We start from the raw sequence: 24,252 nt of genomic DNA on the forward strand, positions 1-24,252 counted from the left end.
TTAAATAGTTTTTGTTGTTATGTTTAATTTCCTCCTAAGTTATAAATAATATTAAATCCACCATTAATCGCTTGTCTTGGAAAAGTGGTTGATATTGCATATCTAGATGTTTGATGGTTGTAATAGAAAGATGCGGTTAAACTATTACTTAATCTATAATCTGCGGTAAATTTAATAGAAAAAAGTTTTTGTCCACCACTAATTTGATCATTATCTTCATCTACAGACCTAATTTGTGTAATATTATCTCTTAAAGACACATCTGCTCTTAAATTGATGTCTCCTTTTAGTGTTTGTTTCTTCCCTGTAAAACGGGTATTAAATTTAACGTCTTCAAAAACATAGCCCATTCCAAATATAAATTCTGTACCAGAAATATCGGTTAAAGTACTATTGTTAAAATTCATTGTAAGCGTTCTGTCACTTTTTATTTCTCCTCTTAAAGAAAATGAGTTTCTCATTTTCATATCTAATTTAATTAGTGGAGAAAATTCATCTACTAAAGTAACTGCAGATACTAATAATTGAGATTCATAATTCTTGGCAGCATTTAAGTTTGCATACGGATTATTGGCATCATACTGTAAATTATTTGTAAAACTAGATACCGTATAAGAAGATCTATAACCATGTGAAACTACAAAATTACTAAAGTTCTTTTTGAAGAAATTAAACTTCATTAAACCATTATAACGCAATGTCCAGTTAGGGATAGGAATATCTCTAAAGAGCCCAGTATTTACTTTATCTGGATTTTTACCAGAATAAGCAGCTACAAAAGCAGGTAATAAAACCTGTTGACTATTGTTACCAAAGCCACTTGCAGGTACTGTATTTTCTGTAGCTAATCTGTTTGAAATGATACTTCTATAATTTCTTAAATTCTGAAATAAAACATCTCCGTCTGTAAATGCAGTAGAAATCATAGAGTAACTGGTACTAAAGTTTCCTGTTTCAAAGAAAGGAGTGTTTTCAAATTGATTGCTACCAGAGACAAGATCTAATTGCTGAGAAAGATCTCTTGTTTGTATTTTATTACCTCTAACATCTATATTTAAATCCTTAATTGGCTTTAATGTAAAGGTGTAATCTAATTTATTGTAATGTGTTTTACTATAAGTTTTACTGTAATATTCTTCTCCATTATTTCTGTTTACAAACCAACCTTGTTCTAATGCTTTGTTTCTAATATCTACTTGACTACCAAAAGCAAAAGAAGTAGGAGCACCGCCTAAAAAACCAACATCTTCTGTATATCCTGGTAGTAATTGACCATTGTTTTCTGAATAACTTATTTTCCCTTGTTTTACAGAAGTTAGAACATCATAAGTACCTTTTAATATTTTTTTACCGATAGATAATTTTTTGTTTTGCTTAACTCTTCCTGGTGTTCTTGGTAAACCTGCACCTTGATCTCCTTTTGCATTTTTACGTTGATTTTTAGTCAATAATAATTTTTCGAAACCAAGCCCTTTGTAAAAAGCATCAAAATTAATAGTGGTATTTAAATTGTGTGTATTTGCATTTTGTATGGTGTTTCCTATTAAGTTTACAGAGGGTACATCTACACCATTAATGTCTATGGTATTTTGTGGAGCTGCTTGCCAGTCAAAATCTGCGGTATATGCGTAATCGGCTTTTATAAACTTTAAAAACGGAATTTTATCTATTGGTAAATTATAGGTTCCGTTTAATGCTTGATGGTAATGATTGGCTCTTCCTGTGTTAAAGAAGTCATCAAAAACCTGTATTTCATCATTGTTACCAAAAGTGTCGTAAATATAACTATTGGTTGCATTAAAGTTTACTTGTAATGATTTTGTTAAATCGAAACCAATGGTATAATCCCAATCGAATAAAAATCTACGTTGTTTTAATTCTGGTTGTGCAGATAGTCCTTTTACTAAATTTCTAGATTGTTGTTCATTATAATTTCTGTTGATACTAGAATTAATTGCAAAAGTTTTAGGAATTGGATTAAAATTAAAGTCTTTTATAAGTTGCCAATATTTGTTTCTAAAAATAGAATCATTATTTTTAAAAGGCTCTAATGGTTTAGAATCAAAACTAAAATTATAAGAAGCAGAAGCTCTTACACTTTCATTAATACGTTTTTTAATGTTATAATTTCTTTGAAATTCTTTATTATGTGCGTAAGATACCGCTAAGTTTTCTACATCGTAAAATCTTTGTTTTTTTGTAGAATTAGGGTTTCTATTCTTTTTTACGTTTGTAAAACTGATACTTGTTCTTTTGGTATAATCTCTAGAAAATTCACTGTTTTCATTTTCACCTAAAGCATCTGCTAATTCTATGTCTTGAAACTGAGGATCGTATTTTGGGTCTATATAAAGTTCACCAATACTATAACTCATTGGCAATTGAATTCCCCATTCTTTAGGGGTTAATACTTTACCTAAATTTATAGACGTAGCAACATCATATTGCTTTGTTTCATCTAAACTACGTTGGCCAACCCTGTCTTCTACATTACCAAAACCAACGGTAGACATGCTACCAGATAAAGATACATTTGCTACATCTGCAAAATTTGCATCGGCGTTTAGAACGGCTGCCCAACCACCTTTATTATCAAAACCAGAAGAGCGTAACTCATTAAACCAAACCTCACCACTAATTGGAGTTGTTGTTTTGTTTTTTACACCCAAAACAATTGTTTTTAACTCTGCCAACGTTGGGTTTCCTTTTACAGAAATTGTATAAGGTATTTCAGCGTTTTGGTCTATAGAAGTATAGATGTCTGTAATGGCAACACCAGCTTTGTCTCTTTCTAATTTTACCAATCCAAAAGTTTCTAGAAAAGCATCTAAATTATTTGCTTCTGGCCAAATATCTAAAGCAGAAGTACCATTTTCAGATACTTTTAAAGGTACTTCTATTTGATAAAAGTTGTCATCTAAATCTGTACCTAATCTTATAATTGCAGAAAAATCATCATCATTAATATCAAGTGCCCCTTCATTTTTTTGAAGATGTATAAACATCTTTAAATTTTTAAATCGTCTTAAATCTATGCTAATGTTTTTATAAATTGCTCTGGTTTCGTTTGCTGGTAAATTAGTTACTTTTAAGGTTGCAGATTGTTCGTTTTGTAATTGTACACTTGTACTACCTTGTAAACGCTCTCTTTCTATTCCAGGAGGCTGTATATAACTTCCTTCATTTTGTTCTATACTTACAACACCAACTTCAAAGTCTTTTAACTCATTTTTGTTTAAATCTATTGGAGTAGAAATAGATTCATCTAAGGTTTTTGTATATCGTCTCCAATCTCCACGTACTAAGTCTAACTCACCAAACCTAAGTACTACTGGCATTCTAAAATTAGTTAAAAACATTCTAACAAAACGAATGCTATTAAAATCTGAAATACCATTTACTTCTGTTCCACTTCTAATAGGAACTCTAAATTGGTACCATGTTGCTGTTTGCTTTTCTCCGTTTTCTAAAGTTACATCTGTTGTTTTTTTATCAACAATATAATTCTTTCCAACTACCAAATTATTTCTATTCATAGAAATTTTATACTCGTAGTAACTTTCTACGGTATTCATGGTCTGATCTTTATTTATATCTTCTACATCTGGGTAGGTGGTAGATGAAGTAGGGTAGCTTTCTGTAGATTGATTTAAAGTTGGAGAATTCCCTTGAGTATTGTTGTAATTTTTATATCTGGTAAGTATAGAAGCACGATTTGCATCTAACTCGCTACCTCTAAAATATTGAAAATTATCTGATGCAGGATCGTTTGGGTTTAATTTGCTAAAGTTAGGAAGCGTTGTGCTGTACTTAGTAAATTCCTCCGCATCATTTAAACCATCATATCCAAGATCTTGATTTGCTCTTGATTCATCATTTTCATCAAAAGCATAAATTATAGATGGGTTTGTTGGTACTTTACCCCAATTTGTTTCTATGGTATTGATATCTCCACCAGTTTCTGGCAAACCGTTTTCAAACATTTTTCGACTATCTTTTAAAATGTCTTCAGAAACATTACCTAAGTTTATGTATAAATCACCAACTTGGTTTGATGTGTTTTCTGGATTCATTCCTATAGGCAAACCTTCTTCCTCTGTAATTGAATAATTTTCATAAGGATCCATTACCCAAAACTGTACATATTCTACATTTGCTTGGTCAAAATTGTTGGTAGTTAATGCTCTCATAACTCCTGCCCACCTATTCTGAGGATTAGAAAAAGTTCCGTCTGCTTTTACATTAATACCGGTGTCAAAATTATAAGAACCTCTTTCTGATGGGAAATAAGCTAAATCTAAAGTTCTTATTACTGAGTTCTGTGTAATATCTAACTGCACATTAGGGAATAATTCTCTATAATTAATCTGTCTAGTTTCTGCTCTAGAAAGTTCTACAGCATTAATATTTGCAGGTGTATCTCCGGCTCCGTAAAAAATTTGATCTACATTATACCAGGCTAATTTTCCTCTTTGGTAATTGTAAGATAAATTTTCTTGATCACCATTAAAACCAGGGAAAAATTTGGGAGTACTGGCTTCATGCCAATCTAATGGCGATAATATACTAATAGGTATTTGAGAAGCTTCAAAATCATCTATATAAGAAGTTGCAGCACCTGCTACATCAATGCCACTTGGTGTGCCAGGAAGCAGGTATGCCATATCTGCTCTAACCGATAAATTAGAAGGCACATCTGTATCTACAAAAGGTAGTTTATTTGCCAATTTTGTAAAATAAGGTACTTCTGTACTGTAATCTATATTTACCCCAAACATGGTATTGTTTATAGGGTCTGAACCAAAATTAACTTTTGGAGTAATAGGCCTTTCATTTACATTTAGAATGGTTGCTCCAAGAATAAAATTATCTGAAAACTTGTGCTCAACATCTACACCCATAAAGGTTTTACGTTGTTGATTAAAGACTGCATTGTTCTCTGTAGAAACACTAATTGGTGTGCCAGAAGCTTGCAAACCAGTGTCTATAATTTGTACTCGACCTAGTTGATAATCTACCACATAATCTACACCTTCTACCAATTGTCTACCTCCTGCTGTTACGGTTACAGATCCTCTTGGTACGTTAAAAGCACCAATGGGTATTCCTCCAGAATTTTCTGATTTAAAATATCCTTTTAAGAAATACTTGTCTTTATTTTGATAATTGTTTTGTGCGTTTACTTTTGTGTTTAAATAAAGTTCTTTAAATAAATAGTTATTGTCTACCGTTTCATTTAAACCAATATCATTGTTGTTTTTTTGTACTAAATCATTTCCAAAAGGTTCTGGTTCTGGAAAAAATATAAATCCGTTTTGAGAATTTACGGTAATACCTTCTACGTAATCAAAATATCCGTCTGGACTTCTATATTGACTTTGGTCTAATTGGTCTAATTTAAAAACTTGTATTAGTGGCAAGTTAGGAATACCTGCTGTATTTGCATTTTGTAACACGTTAGAAGAAATACCTGTTTGGTCATCTCTATATTGAATTTCGAAATAAAAACCATCTTGCGATAAAGGGAAAGTACCTAAAGCATACACGTTTTTCATCATTAAACGCCATGTAGGAAAAGATTCTGTAATGGTAGCACCATTAACAACTCGATCTCTTTTGGTTTTTAAAATTTCACTGCGTAATAATTTTACAGCCAAAGTTTGTGGAGATAGAATACCATCATTAGAAAATTCACCAACTTTAAAAGAAGTTTTTGTACTCCCAGAAACGCCACCTGCAATTGTATATTCATAAGCAACGGCTAAAACCTCACCATCATTTAACCTTCTGTTTAAAGAAATAAAACCTAATTGAGAATTTAACGTAAACTCATTAGTGCTTAATTTTCTTGCATTTTCTAATACAGAATAATCTGTACCCTCACTCATGTTGTAAGGTTGCAAAGTGCTATTTACGGTAGAAATATTTCTAATACCACTAGTTGTAGTTAGTAAATTAGATAAATTATTCGATTCGTTTGTAGGTATATTTCCACCAGTAGTTGTTGGCGGATTTGTGAGCTGTACTTCTCCTGTTTGGTTTACCAAAACATCTGTATCAGATTCTCCAATATCAGCTAAAGCTACAATACTTCTATAATCTTCTGTACTTGCGTTTCTGTTGGTTATCCAAACTTCTACTCTTGTAATACTAACTTGACTGTTAATTAAAGGATAGTTTTTAAGAGAGTTTGCGTAATTGTCTATAAAATATTGTGATAAGAAAAAGTGACGATCATTATCGTAATCCGTCGCCTTTAATTGAAATTCTTGTATAGAAGCACCACCTTCTGCAACAGTTGTGGTACTTTCTGAGTTTTGTTGAGAGAAAACAGCAGTTATATTAGTGTTCCCAAATTTTAATTGTGTTTTTACCCCAAAAAGACTTTGAGCTCCGTTTATTAAGGAGTTTTTAATGGGCATAGAAACATTACCTGCTTCTATTCCTTGTAAAATATCATCTTCCGTTGGTTCGTAACCAATTTTCACTAAATTCTGAAAATCGAAAGTAGATTGTGTGTCGTAATTTGCCGTAAAATCTAATCGGGTACCTACTTGTGCACGAATACTTGCATTAATTTGTTGATCAAAATCAAATGTAAAACTGCTTCTGTTTTCTTCGGATAATTGCGGGTTTTCTGTATTCTGATAAATAAAACCCAATTTTAAATTTAAACTTCCGGTAGGTGTTACTTTAATTTCACTTCCTCCAAAAATAGTTTTAAATAAGTCAGATTTTACATAGTAGGTTGGTAGTAGATCTTTTTGAGCTTCTATAGAACCTTTTTTCTTAGAGTTTGTAGCGCTAACTTTGTCTTTGTAATACTGCGTCATATCTCGTTTTAAACGATAATCTGCATATTCTTTTTGGGTTAGATATATTGGTGTTTTGGTATAATAGTCACCTATTTTTTCTACAATTACATATCTATTTAAATCTTTATCAAAAATAATTTCTTTCTCTGCCAGATAATCTAAAAACAAACCACCAGTTTGCTCTTTTTTAAAGTTATATCTTAATTTTAGAGTGTCATTTTTTACAGTTATAGAATCTGTATCTCTATCGGTTTGCGCATAAGAGGTGTTTGCTATAAAAGCAAAAGCAAGAAATAAAAATATTTTTTTAAAAAAATTTCTCAAAATTCTTATAAATTTTTTAAGGCTAGTTTTATTAAGTTTTCTACGGTGGCTTCTGGGTTTTCTTTTAAAATAGTAGAGATAACTTTCTCGGACTGTTTTTTATTAAACCCTAAAACTTCTAAAGCAGATAACGCTTCATCCTTATTGGTATTGCTTGTAAAGGTAGAAACTTCATCCATGTTAAAGGTTTTTAAAATTTTATCCTTTAAATCTACAATTACTCTTTGCGCTGTTTTTGCACCAATTCCTTTTACAGATTGTATGAGTGGTACATTTTCAGATGCAATTGCATGTTGTATTTCTTCTGCTGTCATTGATGAGCACATAGTTCTTGCAATACTTGGCCCAACGCCAGAAACAGAAATTAATAGCTTAAAAACTTCTCTCTCTGTTTTTGTGAAAAATCCAAAAAGGGTGTGTGCATCTTCTCTTATAGATAAATGGGTGTATAAAACAACAGCTTCATCATCGGGTAAGCTAGAGAAGGTGTTTAGAGAAATATGTAATAAATAACCAACTCCATTGCAATCTACTACAACCTCTGTTGGGTTTTTTTCTACCAATCTTCCTCTAACTTGTGTAATCATATATTTCTTTTTCTAAGCCTCTAAAGTAAGAATTTATTTTAGGTTTGGTGTGAGTGCAATTTATATTTTATAAATTATAGAGACTAGACTTTAAATGATAACAAATAAATGTCTAATCTCTATTTTATTTAAACTTAATTGATTCTCACATCAAATTAATCTTACACTAAATTATTGTTAATTTTAGTTCTCTTCTCTTTTTCTTGAGCATCTACGGCAGCCAATGCAGCCATATTTACCATTTCATCTACACTAGAACCTAATTGTAAAATATGTACAGGTTTACTCAATCCTAAAATTATTGGACCAATAGATTCTGCGTGGTTTAATTGTTTCATTAGTTTGTAAGTAATGTTTGCTGACTCTAAATTTGGGAAAATTAAAACATTTACTTTTTTACCATTTAATTTAGAAAACGGAAATTCTTTAGCTAACATTTCTGGGTTTAAAGCAAAATCTGCTTGCAATTCTCCATCAATAACAGTGTCTGGAAAATGACGGTGTAAATAAGAAACGGCTTCACTAATTTTCTTAGAAGTTTCAGAATTTGAAGATCCAAAGTTAGAAAAAGATACCATTGCCATATTTGGTTTCATACCAAACATTTTTACAAAATTTCCAGTCATTTGAGAAATTTTCACCAATTCTTTAGCCGTAGGGTTTATGTTAATTGTGGTGTCTGCTAAAAATAACGGACCTTGTTTGGTTAACATTAAGTTGGTGGCAGCAATTTTAGTAACTCCTTTATCTTTTTCAATTAGTTCTAAAATTGGTTTTAAAACTGTTGGGTAAGGTCTAGAATATCCTGTAATTAATGCATCTGCTTCTTCTTCATTTACCATCATTGCAGCAAAATAATTACGTTCTCGCATTAATTTTGTTGCTTCAGATAAGGTACGTCCTTTACGTCGTCTATTTTGCCAATAAATTTTACCAAAACGTTCTCTGCGTTCTGTTTCTTCATCGGTTTTTGGATCTATAATTGGCACAATTTCAGTAAAACCTATTTCTGCTTTTAGAGCTAAGATTACTTCTTTTCGTCCTAATAATATTGGGTCACCAATCTTTTCATCATGTACTCTTTGTGCAGCTTTTAAAACATCTATATGGTCTGCTTCTGCAAATACAATACGTTTTCTATTACTTTTTGCTCTGTTGTGTAAAAGTCTAATTTCTTTATTTCCAGAACCAGAACGCTCCATTAATTCTTCTCTATATTTATCCCAATCTTCAATTGGTTCTAGAGCAACACCAGAATCCATTGCAGCTTTTGCAATAGCTGGTGGAATTTCATAAATTAATCTTGGATCAAATGGTTTTGGAATAATATATTCTCTTCCGTACGCTAAACTAACTTCATCATAAACAATATTTACTTGTTCTGGTACCGATTTTTTAGCCAAATCTGCTAAAGCATGAACGGCTGCCATTTTCATTTCTTCATTAATCTTGGTAGCTCTAACATCTAAAGCACCTCTAAAAATAAATGGAAACCCAAGTACATTGTTCACTTGGTTAGGATGGTCAGATCTTCCTGTAGCCATAATAATATCCTTTCTTGTAGCTACTGCTAAATCGTAATCTATTTCGGCTACAGGATTGGCCATTGCAAAAACAATTGGGTCTTTAGCCATGGTTAAAAGCATCTGTGGAGAAACTACATTTCCTTTAGATAAACCAATAAATACATCTGCATCATGCATTGCTTCATCTAGAGTGTGTAAATCTCTATCAGTTGCAAATTCTGCTTTTTGAGAGGTAAGGTCGTCTCTATCGCTTCTAATAACACCTTTACTATCGCACATTACTACGTTTTCTCTTTTTGCGCCTAGTTTTAAATACAAACGGGTACAAGAAATAGCAGCTGCTCCAGCACCATTTACAACAATTTTTACTTTGCTAATATCTTTGTTGGTAATGTCAATCGCATTTTTTAGGGCTGCAGCAGAAATAATTGCAGTTCCGTGTTGGTCATCGTGCATTACCGGAATGTCTAATTCCTCTTTTAATCGTCTTTCAATTTCAAAAGCTTCGGGTGCTTTAATATCTTCTAAGTTAATTCCACCAAAGGTAGGTGCAATAGCTTTTACAGTTTGTATAAAAAGTTCTACATCGGTAGCATCTACTTCAATGTCAAAAACATCAATATCTGCAAATATTTTAAATAGTAACCCTTTTCCTTCCATTACTGGTTTAGAAGCTTCCGGACCAATGTCTCCTAAGCCTAAAACTGCAGTTCCATTAGAAATTACAGCAACTAAGTTTCCTTTAGCAGTGTATTTGTATGCATTGTTTTTGTCTTTTGCTATTTCTAAACAAGGTTCTGCAACACCTGGTGAATATGCCAACGCTAAATCGTGTTGAGTGGCATATTTTTTGGTAGGAACAACCTCAATTTTTCCTGGTTTTGGTTTTGCGTGATATAATAAAGCTTCGTGTCTTTTTCTAGAATCGCTCATATAATAAGTCTTTACTTGTTTAAGCTTACAAATATATGATTTTCAGCGAAAGAGAGAATTTATTTTCTAATCTTCTTAATAAGTGCTATTTTAAGTAAATATTACCTTTGTATTGCTCTAAATAGCTTGATGTTAGATTTCTGTTTTTACTTTGTTTAACATATTTTATATCTTTGATTGTAACTTAAGTCTTAAGTTTACGTCTATATACCAAAGCAATGCTATGCCAAAAAATACTTTTCTAATCCTTTTTTTTACTTCATTTTCATTTTTTGCACAAGTAAAAGGAAAGATAACAGACACCACAAACAGCCCTTTATCTTTTGTAAGTGTTTATTTAGATAATACGGTTACAGGAACCACGTCTAATGACAATGGAGATTACATTTTAAATATGACCCAAAAAGGAAAACATACCATCGTTTTTCAAATTTTAGGTTACATAACGTTAAAAAAAGAAGTAAATATTACCTCTTTTCCATTTGAATTAAATATTGAATTACAGGAAGAGAATGTGCAATTGGCGGAAATTTCTATCTCTACAAAAGACAATCCTGCAAATAGAATTATTAGAAATGTAATAGCAAATAAGGATAAAAATACAGATAAGTATGCAAAATATACGGCTAAATTTTATTCTCGCGGGCTTTATAAAATCAAAGATGCTCCAGAGAAATTTTTAGGTCAGAATCTGGGAGATTTTGGTGGTGCATTAGATTCTACAAGAAGTGGAATTATTTATCTTTCTGAAACGGTTTCTGAAATTCATTTTCAGAAAAAACCGAAGAAGTTTAAAGAGAAAATTATTGCATCTAAAGTAAGCGGCACAGATAATGGTATTAGTTTTAATAGAGCAGAAGATGCAAATATTAATTTTTATGATGATAGTGTAAACTTTGGAGGTGATTTAATTTCACCAATTTCTACCAATGCTTTTAGTTATTATAAATTTAATTTAGAAGGAAGTTTTTATAATAAGAATGGTAAACTTATTAATAAGATAAAAATAATTCCGAAGCGTAAAAATGATCGTGTTTTTAATGGGTATTTATATATAGTAGAAGATGATTGGGCTATTTACGGTGCAGATGTTTCTGTTACTGGAGCGCAAATAAATGTACCTGTTGTAGATGTTTTGTATTTAAAACAAAACTACAATTACTCGGCAGAAAATGATGCTTGGGTGTTAATTAGCCAGAGTATAGACTTTAAGGTAGATGCTTTTGGTTTTAATTTAGACGGACGCTTTTCATCTGCATATTCAGCCTATAATTTTACACCAGAATATAATGAAAATACATTTACCAATGAAGTTTTAACGTTTGAGAAGGAGGCTACAGAAAAAGACACCGTTTATTGGGGTAATTTAAGACCTGTGCCTTTAACCATAGAGGAAGCTACAGATTATAAATTTAAAGACAGTTTAAAACTTGTTAGAAAATCTAAAAAATATTTAGATTCTGTAAATAAGAAGCAAAATAAGTTTAATTTACTTTCGCCTATGATGGGTCATACACATAGAAATTCCTACGAAAAATGGGCTATTTCTTACAATGGATTAATAAAGAATTTTAATTATAATACAGTACAAGGTTTTAATGCTTCTTTAGGTTTTAGTTTTTTTAAAAAACAAAATGAAACAGGCAAATGGTGGAATACCGGAGCAAAAGTAAATTATGGTTTTTCTGATAAACGCATAAGGCCAACCTTCTTTTTTACTAAAAAATGGAATGATATTTCTAGACCAACAATGACAATTTCTGGAGGAGTTGAAACGGCTCAGTTTAACGATAGAAAACCTATCATGAAATTAAATAACACCATTGGATCTTTAGTGAGAAGGTTAAATTATTTAAAAATTTACGATAAAACTTTTGGTAAAATAAGTTATTCAGAAGAAATTAAGAATGGAATTTACTTTTCATCATCGTTAGAGTATGCAAACAGAAAACCACTTTTTAATACTACAGATTATTCCTTTGCAAAGCAAGGGCATAATGGCGGATATACTTCTAATAATCCTTCAAATGTAATTGATGTATTTAAAGAACATGAAATTGCTACTTTAAATGTAGGTGCTACTTTTGTTTTTGGGCAAAAATATTTGTCTTACCCAGATAGAAAAGAAAATATTGGCAATGAGAAATATCCGTCATTAAATATTAATTATAGAAAACGATTTGGTGCTTCTAATTCTGAGTTAAATTCTGATGTGTTTACTGCAATTTTAAAACAAGATATTAATGCCGGAAATTATGGAAACCTAAGTTATTATTTAAGAGGAGGGATGTTTCTAAAAAAGAAAAACATAGCTTTTATGGATTTTTTACAAGCTAATGGAAACCAATTATTATTTCCTTTAAATGGCGAATTAAATAGTTTTGGTATTTTAGAGTATTATAAGTTTTATACCAACGATAAATATGCAGAAGCACATATTGAGCATAATTTTAAAGGAGCTGTTTTAGGGAAGATTCCATTATTAAATAAATTGAATTTTCATTTAGTTGGAGGGGCAAAAACCTTATTTATGGCAAATAAAAAGCCTTATACAGAATATTCTATCGGTTTAGATAATATTGGTTATGGTAAATGGCGCTTTCTAAGAGTAGATTATGTGAGGTCTTTTCATGGAGGTATTAAAAATGATGGTTTATTGTTTAGATTAAGTTTGTTTTAATATTTTTGAAATATGAAAATTCAAGTACTTTTTTTTGGAATTACTACAGATTTAGTAGGTGCTTCTAATTTAGATTTAGAGGTTGCTGATACTTTAAGTGTTGTAGGTTTTAAAAATTTATTAAAAGAAAAACATCCGCAGTTAAAAAACATCAACTCTTATGCGATTGCAGTAAATGAAAGTTATGCAACTGATGAATTGGTGTTAAAAGAAGGTGATGTTATTGCTATAATTCCACCAGTTAGTGGAGGATAAAAGAAGCTCATCTTAACCTTCTAAAAGGCAAGAAACACCCTTTTGTTCTCTTCTTTATGTACTTTTAGTTTCTTCTCTGTGTATCTACGCGTAATAACCAACAACCTATTTCTGACAATACTTTTTATCAATATAAAAAGTGCCAAAAGGAATCACAGAAGCAATTAAAACAATACCTAACGTTTTATTGTTCCAATTCATTTCTTTTTTAATTACAAAAGCTAATACTACGTATAGCATAAAAAGAATTCCATGAGGCATTCCTAACATTTTTACGTAAGTGGCGTCATCCTGTAAATATTTTATAGGTGTAGCAATAAATAATAATAATAGATAAGAAATCCCTTCCAATACACTTACAATTCTAAAAATATTTTTCATAAAGATAACTTTTGGTCAATGCAGCTTATGTCGGTAATCTCTTTTAGAACCATTGTCTTTTAATCAACAGAATACCTCTTGTAATGACGATTTATTTATTTTTGCAAAAATACAACTTTGTTTTCCTATTTTTGTTTAACAATGAAAAGAACTTCAATAAAAATTACTTTAGAAAAATTAGATTTACAAGAATGTTACCGTTTTGTAGAAGATGATTCTTGTGGCGGAATTTCAGCATTTGTAGGAACTGTAAGAAATGATACACAAGGAAAAGAAGTTACCCAATTAGACTTTTCTACCTATAAACCAATGGCAATTAAAGAAATGCAAAAGATTGCAGATTTGGCTTTAGAAAAATTTGATATAAAAAAAATAGCCATTCACCACGCAGAAGGAATGTTACAAATCGGAGAAGTTCCTGTAATTATAACCACCTCTTCTAAACATAGAAAAGCTGCTTTTGAAGCTTGTGAATTTGCAATAGATACCTTAAAAGAAACTGTTCCAATCTGGAAAAAAGAATATTTTTCAGACGGGGAGGTTTGGGTGAATGCGCATCCTTAATTTTAGTTTTCGGCTCTTAGTTACAATCTCAATGCTGGTGCGAGCATCTCGCTCGTATCTTTTCTTAAATTATTGTTGAGTAAGTTTGTGGAAATTACTCCATGTGTTATTGGTGTTTGCACGAGCGGGACGCTCGCGCTAGCGGATATCAGATGTCGGCTAAAACAAATTTTAAAGTTTAAAAAACACTGTGTTTTCTATATTGCTATGTCGTCAATCTTGTATTATTCAGCTTACACAACAGTGAGCCACTGAATACTGAGGCTGAATACTGTTTATTTAGTAAGTCTACTTTGCAGCCATAAATAATACTGTAGTCCAAATAATATTGCACCACCCAATAAATGTGTTGCTTGTGTGCCTAAAGGAAACTCTGCGTAATACATTAACATACCAGAAATGGTTTCTAAGAAAATTAATGCAACCACCCAATTTACCAATTTGTAATCTAATTTTTTTACTTGGTTTATATAAAACAAGCCAAAGTTTATTAGCACAATTGCAATGGTAAAAGATCTATGAAAGTAGAATTTAAAACTCGGGTTCATTAAACTATAATCTTTGTTTTCGAAACCATAAAGCTTTACTTGCTCATCTATAAATTGCCTTACTTGGGTTCCTACTGCTATTTGAATTAAAGAAAGTACAGCAGAAACAATAAGTAGTTTACTAAACAGTGAATTGTAATTGTAGTTTTTCTTTTTATCTGAAGCAATAAATTTTACCTGTAATAGAAGCGCTATAATAATTAAACCAATAACCATGTGAATGGTAATTATAGATGGTTTTAAATTACTGTCAACCACTGTTTTTCCTAACCAAGCCTCTACCAACATTAAAAAGAAAGCGGTGTAGGCAAGTATAGGGATTCTTTTATCTGTTTTCCAGAATTTTGAAGCTCCGTAAATTAAAAATAAGAAAACAAAACCTGCTAAAACAGAAGATAATCTGTTAATGTATTCTGTCCAGGAATGGTATTTGTTAAATTTTGCGTAATCGTGTTTTGTATAAGTAGCCCAATTGCTTTTATTAAATTGTTCTGCTGTTTTAATATCGTGTTCTGCAACAAACAGCGCTTCATCTTTAATAATGATAAAACCTTTTTTAAATTCAGAATTTGGTTTCCAAGTAATTTGTTCTTCCGCTGTAGGCGGAATATAATAACCAAAACATTTTGGCCAATCAGGACATCCCATTCCAGAGCCAGTCATTCTAACAACAGAGCCTGCTAAAAAAATTAAGTAGACAGATATAATGGCAATTTGTACAGTTTTGGTGAAGCTACTTTTCATTATAAATAAATGTTTTTACAAAAATAAGGCAAAAAAAATTCGTTTAAAATAAATTAAACGACTTGTTCTTATAAAAAAGGAAATACTTGCCAATAAGTGTTTAAAAGAGCTTCTTTTTCTAAATAATTAGACTCAATTAATTAAAATAATCGTTTACTTTTTATGTAGGCTTTATCTTATCAAAAAAAATAAGACAAAAAAAAGCCGCTTAAAAAATTAAGCGACTTGTTCTTTTCAAAAAATTTAAAATTATAGAACTCTAACGTCTACTGCATTTAAACCTTTTCTACCTTCTTTAAGGTCGAACTCTACTGCGTCACCTTCTCTTACTTCGTCAATTAATCCTGATACATGTACAAAGTACTCTGTGTTTGAATCATCTTCTGTTACAAATCCAAATCCTTTAGATTCGTTGAAGAATTTTACTGTTCCTTTTTTCAAAATAATATAATATAAATGTTAATAATACTGCAAATATAAGATTATATTAATTGATATTACCAAAATGCGGTTTTAAATAATTGTTTTCTTTTTGTTCGTATAAAGTGACAGATTGTAAGTGAAAAAAAAGCAAATAATTGTTACAAAATTTTTTTAATAGAGGTCTTTTAAGAAACCCAATACCGATAGTAGTTACAGCGATTTTAGATTGATAATTGTTTGGGAATGAAGTTTTTAAAAAATCATTTTTTTAACCTTAAAATCAGCAAAACTGTTAATTTGTTAAAAACTTCAAGGGTTTTGTGAATAAGTATAACTTTTATTTTGGAGCAAAAAATCCAATCTTTGTTAACACTAAAAATAACACTTAAACACCCTTCATTTACCTTGGAAATTACGCATATTATAAAAAGAGACTCGGAAACAACAATATTTGAGTTAGAGAAAATTATTAATGCTATAGAAAAAGCTATGCTTACCGTTAACAACGGTTCTAGAAATGATGCAATTGCAATTTCTAACATTGTACATGGTACTTTATTAGAGAGAAGGTTAAATGAACCAGATTATATTCCTACAGTAGAACAGGTGCAAGATATTGTAGAGTATAAATTAATGGACAGCCCTTTTCATGACGTTGCAAAGGCTTATATTTTATATAGAGACGAACAAACAAGAAGTAGAAAACCAAATATTTTTGAAAAGAGAATTAACTTAAAACCTTACGATTATCCTGCTTTGGGAGAATATGTAGATGCTATTAGACATTCTTATTGGATTCATACAGAGTTTAATTATACCAGTGATATTCAGGACTTTAAGACTTCTCTTACAGAGATAGAAAAAAATGCGATAAAAAATACTATGTTGGCAATTTCTCAAATAGAAGTTGCTGTTAAAACTTTTTGGGGAGACATTTATAAAAAGATGCCAAAACCAGAAATTGGTTCTGTTGGAGCTACGTTTTCAGAAAGTGAAGTACGTCATCATGATGCGTATTCTCACTTATTAGAGATTTTAGGGTTAAACAATGAGTTTAAAAACTTAAAGAAAAACCCTGTTATAATGAAACGTGTTAACTATTTAGAAGCTGCTTTAAAAAATGTAAATAGTGAAGACAATCAAGAGTTTTCTGAGTCTATAATATTGTTCTCTTTATTTATAGAGCATGTATCTTTATTTTCTCAGTTTTTGATTATTATGGCTTTTAATAAGCATAAAAATGTACTAAAAGGAATTTCTAATGTGGTAGAAGCAACTTCTAAAGAAGAGCAGATTCACGGAGATTTTGGTATCGATTTAATTAAAATTATAAAAGAAGAAAATCCAGATTGGTTTAGCGAAGAGCATAATTTATTGGTTCAAGAAACTTGTAAAGAAGCGTTTCTTTCTGAAAGTAAACTAATCGATTGGATTTTTGAAAAAGGAGAATTAGATTTTTTACCTAAAAATGTAATCAAAGAATTTATTAAAAACAGGTTTAATAATTCTTTAGAAAGTATTGGTATTGCAAAAATATTTGAGGTAGATCAAAAATTATTAGCAGAAACAGATTGGTTTGATGATGAAATTATTGGAACCAAACATGGTGATTTCTTTGTAAAAAGATCAATCAACTATAGTAAAAGAACAAAAAGTATAACTAGCGACGACTTATTTTAAATTATGAACTTGAACGAAACAAAAACAACAGAACTTACAGAACACGAACAGTTAATTCAAGTTAGAAACGCTGCTAGGAAAGAAATGCTTAAAGGTAAAGACCAGCCAGAAATTACATGGCTAACAGAAAATAGTCGTAAATTTTTACAATCTGGTTATTTAACAGGAGATACTACACCAGAAGAAAGAATACGTGAAATTGCAGACAATGCAGAGCGTATTTTAAATATGGATGGGTTTTCTGATAAGTTTTATAAATATATGGCAGAGGGGTATTACTCTTTAGCTTCACCAATTTGGTCTAACTTTGGTAAGAAAAGAGGTTTGCCAATTAGCTGTTTTGGATCGCATGTAGCAGATGATATGGGAGATATTTTGTTCTCTCAATCAGAAGTTGGTATGATGTCTAAATTAGGAGGAGGAACTTCTGGATACTTTGGTAAGTTGCGTAAAAGAGGTGCCGATGTAAAAAACAACGGTTCATCTTCTGGTTCTGTACACATTATGCAGTTGTTCGAAAAAATGGTAGATGTTGTAAGTCAGGGTTCTGTAAGACGTGGCCGTTTTTCTCCATATTTACCAGTAGATCACCCAGATATTAAAGAGTTTTTAGAGATAGGAACAGAAGGAAACCCAATTCAAGAATTAACGCACGGAGTTACTGTTGGTGACGATTGGATGCAAGCAATGATTGATGGTGATGTAGAAAAAAGAAGTATTTGGGCAAAAATATTACAAAGAAGAGGAGAAATAGGATATCCTTATATACTTTTTAGAGACAACGCAAATAATGGAACGGTAGATGTTTATAAAGACAAAAACCACGAAATTTATGCGAGTAACTTATGTACAGAAATCATGTTGCCTTCTAATGAAGATTGGTCTTTTGTATGTTGTTTATCATCAGTAAACTTATTACATTATGATAAATGGAAAGATACAGATGCTGTAGAAACACTTACCTATTTCTTAGATGCAGTAATGCAAGAGTTTATCACTAAGTTAGAAGTATATAAAGATTCAGATGATAGAGACGATCAGTTTACGTTCCGTTTTATGGAGAAAGCGTATAATTTTGCCAAAGAAAACAGAGCTTTAGGTTTAGGTGCTTTAGGATGGCACTCTTTATTACAATCTAAAATGCATGCTTTTGACAGTGCAGAAGCGTATGCTTTAAACAGTGAAATCTTTAAGGTAATTAAAGAAAAATCTTACAAAGCGTCAGAAGAAATGGCTAAGTTGTATGGTGAACCAGAAGTATTAAAAGGATACGGAAGACGTAACACCACTTTAAATGCTATTGCACCAACAACATCATCTGCATTTATTTTAGGACAAGTGTCTCAAGGAATTGAGCCAATTTGGTCTAACATCTATGTAAAGGATATTGCAAAAATTAAAACAACGATTAAGAATCCAATTTTAGAAGCATTATTGGAAGAAAAAGGACATAATACATCAGATATTTGGAAAAGTATTAGAGATAATGATGGTTCTGTGCAACATTTAAGCGTTTTAACAGAAGCAGAAAAAGATGTGTTTAAAACCTATTCAGAAATTGATCAAAATGTAATTGTATATCAGGCAGCTAATAGACAAAATCATATAGATCAAGGACAGTCTATCAATATTATGGTACATCCAGATATGCCAATTAAAGAAGTGAATTCGGTTTATATTAATGCTTGGAAATTAGGTGTAAAATCTATGTATTACCAACACAGTATGAATGCTGCTCAGAAATTTAAGCAAAAGAAAGAATGTGCTAGTTGCGAAGGGTAATTAGTAATAAAATAAATTAGAAGAGAAGTCGAAAGGCTTCTCTTTATTATTAACATAGTAAATATTGAAGTAAATAAAAGGCATAAAAAAAGGGAAATATAAATATTGCCCTTGGTGTTTTTAATATTATTTGGATCCGACCCCAATTATATTATGAATAGAGAAGAAGAGTTATCCTCCTTCTATTGATACTTCAAAAGTACACAATTAGAAGCTTCCCGCCAAAAAATATTTATATAATTAGTAATGTAGTTTAAGAGGGTTATATATGTAGCGTTCTTACTACTGTAATTTTGTCAACAAAAAATAATTGTTGATAGTTTTAACTGTATATTAAATATGAATAAAATTTTTATGAAATCTATCAATGATAAATTGATAGTAAATTTAACCTTTAAAACTGTAAAAGGTAATGTTGTAACAAGAAGATGTATTCTTTATAATTTAGGACCTCATAAAAGATTTAAAGATAAATCTCAACGCTATCATTTTTTGGTTTTAAAAGGACCTTTATATAGTCATCCTGTGTTTTTACTTCCAAAACAAATTTTAAAGATTAAAATAACAGATGTGCATTTTAATCCAGTAAGTTATAAAGCTTGGAAACCAAATTGGTTTGCTAATACTCTTTGGAGTTTTAAATAAATTAAATGTGAGAAGTCGAAAGGCTTCTCTTTTTTTTATTTTTTGAAGCTATTTCCAGCTTGGTGTTTATCTTGAGGATAGTCGAAAGGCACTCACTTTTTTTATCAGCAAAAGACAAAAAAGAGCTCAAACAAATGCTTCAATCTGGGCTAAACTTATTTGTATGCTATTTGAGTATAAAGGTTTCTCTTTTAAATCTTCATAGAGATGCTTTAAAATATCACTAAATCTCTAGTATTTGAAAGTGAACAGAGATAAGAAAAAGTAATAAGTTAAAATAAAGCTCGTAAGAGGTTTTAAAATTAAAATCCAATAGAGTCTTGTAAAGGTGATAAAAACTTGTCTACGTATCTAAAAGCACTTTAAAATACAGTTTTATATACCTGTTGAGGTTTGGTAAGTGTGATTTTTATGCTACAGAAGTCCATTTGCTTTAATAGACGGCAATATGAGTGTAAATACCCTACTGAATTATTACAATCAGAAAAAAGAATCCATTTTATAAAACAAGATGTAATTATATAAAAAAAGAGAAGCTTAAAAGCTTCTCTTTTTTTATAAATAATATTTTAAATACTTACTAAATTTTAATAAAGTCTTTAACTGGTGCAAATCTTAAAATAAGATAACCAATTATCGCAGAAATAAGCGAGCCTAAAAGAATACCTATTTTTGCAGAGCTAATAAACTCTGGTGATGTTGAAAAAGCCAAACCAGCAATAAAAATAGCCATAGTAAACCCAATACCAGCAATAAATGAAACCCCTAAAATTTGTATAAAGTGAATGTCTCCAGGTATTTGAATTAAATTTAATTTTTTTGCAACCAATATAACTAGTGGTATACCTAGTCCTTTACCTAATACTAAACAGAGTATAATATGGAATACCAAAGCCGTGTCTATATGTACAGAGCTATCTATTAACACACCTGCATTGGCAAGTGCAAAAACAGGGATTATAAAATAAGCCGACCAATTGTGTAGGTTATGTTCTAAATGCTGTAAAGGAGATTGAAATTTTTTACTCCAATGCGTTAAGTTATTTACCAATTTTAATTGTTCATTAGACAATATAGGTTCCTTTAATACAGGTGCACTTTTAATGCTATTGTAAATACCTTCTAGTTGAGAAAGAAAAGTAGTTGTTTTTATTTCTTGTCTAATTGGTACAGAAAATGCAATTAAAATACCTGCAACAGTAGGGTGTACTCCAGATTTTAAGAACAATACCCAAACAATAATACCTACAACAATCATTACAAATTTAGAGTAATACCCTTTATGAGTTAACACATATAATAGTGCTATTAATGCTAAGCCTATTAATAATAATGTAACTTGAATAGATTCACTGTAAAAAACAGCAATTACTAAAACAGCCTCAATATCATCTACAATTGCAAATGCAGTTAAAAATATTTTTAAACTAAGCGGTATACGTTTTCCTAATGTGTTTAATACAGCTAAAGAGAAAGCAATATCTGTTGCCATAGGAATTCCCCAACCCTTAAATGTTTCTGGGTTTTGATTTAAAAGCATAAATATACCAACCGGAATAAGCGCTCCACCAACAGCTCCAAATAATGGGAAAGCTAATTTTTTAACGGTGTTTAGTTCTCCAATTAAAATTTCACGTTTAATTTCTAATCCTATTAAGAAAAAGAAAATAGCCATTAAACCATCATTAATCCAAAATAAGACAGATTTCTTTAATTCAAAACTTTCTCCAGAAAACCCAACTTTATAATCTAAAATAGAAGAGTAGCTTTCATGTAGAGGAGAATTTGCCCAAAATAAAGCAATTAATGTACATAGTAATAATAGAATTCCGCTAAAACTTTCAATTTTTACAAACTTTTGAAATGGGGTAATAAATAATTTTTTTATCATGAATAATGGGTTAATTTATAAACTGAATAAAATGGTCACGAACATTTTTTAATTCATGGACACTGCTTTAAAAACTGCTAAAGGTGTTCTTTTTCCAAGATTTAAAGATAATATATTATTTTTAATAGTATAATTATCTGTTAAATTTATAGCTTCTAATAATTTAGATTCATCGGTATTATTACAAAACATTCTAGTTGAAATAATTTTGGTGAATTTAATTCTATTTCCTTCTTCTAAAATGTACTCGCCATTTATGGTATTACAACCTGCAAAACTGGTAAATCTATTCTCTTTAGTATTTAAAGTAATAAATATTTCACGTTTTTGCGTGTCTTCCATTTTAATATCGTTTCCATCTAAAGATGTAAGTTTCCAATACTTTTCTGTAATTGCATTGTCGTGGTCTTTTCCACTTACTGACTTACAGTTCATTATGGTAGTCGAAATTATAATAATGAATAATATTTTCGTTTTCATCCAAAAAATTTTTATAAAAATAAGTTAAGTTGAGAACATTTTGAACTTTTTTACATTAAATTTCTCTTAATTTTTTCGTAAAAAATGTTTTTATAATCAGAACATCTCCACAAAATAATAGTTTGTATTTTTACACATTAAACTTTATTATAAAAATAAATGAACTGGGAACAACTTCTTTCTTTAAAACGTTTTGGCGATACACAAAAACGCCCAAGAGCTACTCAAGACGAAACTCGTTTGGGTTTTGATGTAGATTTTGATAGAATTATATTTTCTTCAGCATTTAGAAGTTTACAAGACAAAACACAGGTAATACCATTATCTCAAACAGATTTTGTACACACACGTTTAACGCATAGTTTAGAGGTTTCTGTTGTGGGGAGAACTTTGGGCAGAAGAGTCGGTAAGGTGTTGTTAGAGCGTCATCCTAAATTAGAAGAATTAGGCTACACGTTTAATGATTTTGGTGCCATTGTTGGTACGGCTTCTTTAATGCATGATATTGGAAACCCTCCTTTTGGTCATTCTGGAGAAAAAGCGATCGGCGAGTATTTTAAAACAGGAAAAGGTGTAAAATACAAAGCGGAATTATCTGATAAAGAATATCAAGATTTAATCGATTTTGAAGGTAATGCAAACGGATTTAAAATTTTAACAGAAAGTAGAGAGGGTATTTCTGGAGGTCTGCGTTTAAGTTATGCAACCTTGGGGGCTTTTTTAAAATACCCAAAAGAAAGTCTTCCTAAAAAACCAACAAACCATATTGTAGATAAAAAGTATGGTTTTTTTCAATCAGAAAAAGATGCTTTTTTAGAAATTGTAGATAACTTAGGAATGAAACAAAAGTCTACGTCGGCAATTTCCTTTTATAGACATCCGTTGGCGTATTTAGTAGAAGCGGCAGATGATATTTGCTATACAATAATCGATTTTGAAGACGGAATTAATTTAGGTTTAATTGAAGAAGAATTTGCTTTAGAATACATGATTAAGTTGGTAAAAGATACCATCGATATTAAAAAGTATCATTCTTTAAAACATAAAACGGACAGGATAAGTTATTTAAGAGCTTTAGCAATTGGTGTATTAATTAATGAAGCTGTTGCTATTTTCTTAGCAAATGAAGAAGCTATTTTAAACGGAACTTTTGAGAAATCTTTATTAGACAGATGTAAATATGAGGCACAAATAAAAGACATTATAAAACTAAGTGTTGCAAAAATTTACAAAAGCAAAGATGTTGTAGAAAAAGAAATTGCTGGTTATAGAATTATTGCAGATTTATTAGACGTTTTTGTAACTGCTTTAAACAATAAGTTTGATGGTTGTGAATCTAATTTTGATGATTTGGTATTAAATTTATTACCAGAAGAATACCAAACAGAATCTATTAGTTTGTATCAACGAATTATGCAAATATGTAGTTATGTTTCTAGAATGTCTGATAGTTATGCGATTAGAACACATAAGAAATTAACAGGTAATATCATTTAATTGATACCAATAGTACCTATATTTAGATTTCATTTTTAAACAATATGTTAAACTTAACTTTTAAACGATGATACTTTATGTTAAATAAAACCATTCAATTATTTTTTTTAATGCTAGTTTCTAGTCTTTTTTTCTTTTGTAAATCAAATAACGTGAGTAAACAAAATACTAAAAACAACCAAATTATAACTTTTCAGGATAAAGAAATTACAGATAAAGTTTATAATCAAGATAAGTCTAAAGTATTAATGTTGCAATATACATCTACCAAAAACCCAGTGATTACTTTTAAGTATCAGGTAGTTGATGTAAAAACAAATAAGGAATTAAAAAAAGGAATATTTACTGGCGAAAAAATGGAATGGTTAGATAATACCACTTTAAAATGCACACCACATATTGGCATGGTCCAAAAACAAAGTGACGAAGTACTTCTTGAAAGCGTACCAACTAAAAAGAAATATATTTTTATAAAAATAGATTAACTTAATATATAC

16 protein-coding genes are annotated in these 24,252 nt (G+C 30.4%); 8 read left to right on the forward strand and 8 right to left on the reverse strand.

The window, feature by feature from the left end; all coding sequences use genetic code 11:
- Positions 1-23 precede the first annotated feature (23 nt).
- The 3 genes from sprA to KV700_RS11965 all read right to left on the reverse strand — a co-directional run bounded on the left by sprA (position 24) and on the right by KV700_RS11965 (position 10,185).
- Positions 24-7,139, reverse strand: coding sequence for a cell surface protein SprA (gene sprA, locus KV700_RS11955; protein WP_218598007.1), 7,116 nt, complete (start codon positions 7,137-7,139; stop codon positions 24-26).
- Between the two features lie 5 nt (positions 7,140-7,144).
- On the reverse strand, positions 7,145-7,726 hold the full coding sequence (gene ruvA / locus KV700_RS11960) for a Holliday junction branch migration protein RuvA (RefSeq protein ID WP_166383627.1): 582 nt from the start codon (positions 7,724-7,726) through the stop codon (positions 7,145-7,147).
- A gap of 161 nt (positions 7,727-7,887) precedes the next feature.
- The gene (locus KV700_RS11965) at positions 7,888-10,185 is read right to left on the reverse strand and encodes an NADP-dependent malic enzyme (RefSeq protein ID WP_218598008.1); all 2,298 of its coding nucleotides are present in this window, start codon (positions 10,183-10,185) and stop codon (positions 7,888-7,890) included.
- Between the two features lie 223 nt (positions 10,186-10,408).
- Here KV700_RS11965 and KV700_RS11970 point away from each other — a divergent pair, with 223 nt between their 5' ends.
- Together KV700_RS11970 and KV700_RS11975 are read left to right on the forward strand one after the other, a co-directional pair.
- Complete coding sequence (locus KV700_RS11970) at positions 10,409-12,865, forward strand: DUF5686 and carboxypeptidase regulatory-like domain-containing protein (protein ID WP_218598009.1); 2,457 nt, start codon at positions 10,409-10,411, stop codon at positions 12,863-12,865.
- 12 nt (positions 12,866-12,877) lie between these two features.
- A complete protein-coding gene (locus KV700_RS11975; RefSeq protein ID WP_218598010.1) occupies positions 12,878-13,120 on the forward strand; it encodes a MoaD/ThiS family protein in 243 nt (80 codons plus the stop codon).
- 105 nt (positions 13,121-13,225) lie between these two features.
- Here KV700_RS11975 and KV700_RS11980 read toward each other — a convergent pair whose 3' ends face one another.
- On the reverse strand, positions 13,226-13,501 hold the full coding sequence (locus KV700_RS11980) for a DUF3817 domain-containing protein (protein WP_166383619.1): 276 nt from the start codon (positions 13,499-13,501) through the stop codon (positions 13,226-13,228).
- Between the two features lie 141 nt (positions 13,502-13,642).
- Between KV700_RS11980 and KV700_RS11985 the strand changes: the two genes are divergently transcribed.
- Positions 13,643-14,065, forward strand: a complete 423-nt coding sequence (locus KV700_RS11985) for a molybdenum cofactor biosynthesis protein MoaE (protein WP_218598011.1) — start codon at positions 13,643-13,645, stop codon at positions 14,063-14,065.
- A 275-nt stretch (positions 14,066-14,340) separates the two neighbouring features.
- On the opposite strand, the gene KV700_RS11990 is transcribed toward KV700_RS11985, so the two are convergent.
- Complete coding sequence (locus KV700_RS11990) at positions 14,341-15,357, reverse strand: heme A synthase (RefSeq protein ID WP_218598012.1); 1,017 nt, start codon at positions 15,355-15,357, stop codon at positions 14,341-14,343.
- Positions 15,358-15,606: 249 nt separating this feature from the next.
- Positions 15,607-15,798: a cold-shock protein gene (locus KV700_RS11995; RefSeq protein WP_166383613.1), complete on the reverse strand. Its 192-nt coding sequence runs from the start codon at positions 15,796-15,798 to the stop codon at positions 15,607-15,609.
- A gap of 387 nt (positions 15,799-16,185) precedes the next feature.
- On the opposite strand from KV700_RS11995, the gene KV700_RS12000 reads away from it, so the two are divergent.
- From KV700_RS12000 to KV700_RS12010, 3 genes are all read left to right on the forward strand, one after another.
- Entirely contained in the window at positions 16,186-17,460 is a 1,275-nt protein-coding gene (locus tag KV700_RS12000; protein WP_166383936.1) for a ribonucleotide-diphosphate reductase subunit beta, read from the forward strand.
- Between the two features lie 3 nt (positions 17,461-17,463).
- Positions 17,464-19,242, forward strand: coding sequence for a ribonucleoside-diphosphate reductase subunit alpha (locus KV700_RS12005; protein WP_218598013.1), 1,779 nt, complete (start codon positions 17,464-17,466; stop codon positions 19,240-19,242).
- 339 nt (positions 19,243-19,581) lie between these two features.
- Positions 19,582-19,887, forward strand: coding sequence for a hypothetical protein (locus KV700_RS12010; protein WP_218598014.1), 306 nt, complete (start codon positions 19,582-19,584; stop codon positions 19,885-19,887).
- A 580-nt stretch (positions 19,888-20,467) separates the two neighbouring features.
- Here KV700_RS12010 and nhaA read toward each other — a convergent pair.
- Both nhaA and KV700_RS12020 read right to left on the reverse strand, forming a co-directional pair.
- Positions 20,468-21,778, reverse strand: a complete 1,311-nt coding sequence (gene nhaA / locus KV700_RS12015) for a Na+/H+ antiporter NhaA (RefSeq protein WP_166383609.1) — start codon at positions 21,776-21,778, stop codon at positions 20,468-20,470.
- A gap of 48 nt (positions 21,779-21,826) precedes the next feature.
- Positions 21,827-22,258 carry an META domain-containing protein gene (locus KV700_RS12020; RefSeq protein WP_218598015.1) on the reverse strand — a complete coding sequence of 144 codons (432 nt, stop codon included), beginning with the start codon at positions 22,256-22,258 and terminating at the stop codon, positions 21,827-21,829.
- A 159-nt stretch (positions 22,259-22,417) separates the two neighbouring features.
- Between KV700_RS12020 and KV700_RS12025 the strand changes: the two genes are divergently transcribed.
- Positions 22,418-23,755: a deoxyguanosinetriphosphate triphosphohydrolase gene (locus tag KV700_RS12025; RefSeq protein WP_166383605.1), complete on the forward strand. Its 1,338-nt coding sequence runs from the start codon at positions 22,418-22,420 to the stop codon at positions 23,753-23,755.
- 152 nt (positions 23,756-23,907) lie between these two features.
- Positions 23,908-24,240, forward strand: a complete 333-nt coding sequence (locus tag KV700_RS12030; protein ID WP_218598016.1) for a hypothetical protein — start codon at positions 23,908-23,910, stop codon at positions 24,238-24,240.
- The last annotated feature ends 12 nt before the right edge of the window (positions 24,241-24,252 follow it).

The sequence above is a fragment of the Polaribacter sp. NJDZ03 genome (genome assembly GCF_019263805.1).
Taxonomy (GTDB): domain Bacteria; phylum Bacteroidota; class Bacteroidia; order Flavobacteriales; family Flavobacteriaceae; genus Polaribacter.

Excerpts from the sequence above, each read along its gene's own strand:
- ruvA (WP_166383627.1), bottom strand. The coding sequence starts at position 7,726 with ATGATTACACAAGTTAGAGGAAGATTGGTAGAAAAAAACCCAACAGAG.
- KV700_RS11965 (WP_218598008.1), bottom strand. The coding sequence starts at position 10,185 with ATGAGCGATTCTAGAAAAAGACACGAAGCTTTATTATATCACGCAAAA.
- KV700_RS11970 (WP_218598009.1), top strand. The coding sequence starts at position 10,409 with ATGCCAAAAAATACTTTTCTAATCCTTTTTTTTACTTCATTTTCATTT.
- KV700_RS11975 (WP_218598010.1), top strand. The coding sequence starts at position 12,878 with ATGAAAATTCAAGTACTTTTTTTTGGAATTACTACAGATTTAGTAGGT.
- KV700_RS11980 (WP_166383619.1), bottom strand. The coding sequence starts at position 13,501 with ATGAAAAATATTTTTAGAATTGTAAGTGTATTGGAAGGGATTTCTTAT.
- KV700_RS11985 (WP_218598011.1), top strand. The coding sequence starts at position 13,643 with ATGAAAAGAACTTCAATAAAAATTACTTTAGAAAAATTAGATTTACAA.
- KV700_RS11990 (WP_218598012.1), bottom strand. The coding sequence starts at position 15,357 with ATGAAAAGTAGCTTCACCAAAACTGTACAAATTGCCATTATATCTGTC.
- KV700_RS12005 (WP_218598013.1), top strand. The coding sequence starts at position 17,464 with ATGAACTTGAACGAAACAAAAACAACAGAACTTACAGAACACGAACAG.
- KV700_RS12010 (WP_218598014.1), top strand. The coding sequence starts at position 19,582 with ATGAATAAAATTTTTATGAAATCTATCAATGATAAATTGATAGTAAAT.
- nhaA (WP_166383609.1), bottom strand. The coding sequence starts at position 21,778 with ATGATAAAAAAATTATTTATTACCCCATTTCAAAAGTTTGTAAAAATT.
- KV700_RS12020 (WP_218598015.1), bottom strand. The coding sequence starts at position 22,258 with ATGAAAACGAAAATATTATTCATTATTATAATTTCGACTACCATAATG.
- KV700_RS12025 (WP_166383605.1), top strand. The coding sequence starts at position 22,418 with ATGAACTGGGAACAACTTCTTTCTTTAAAACGTTTTGGCGATACACAA.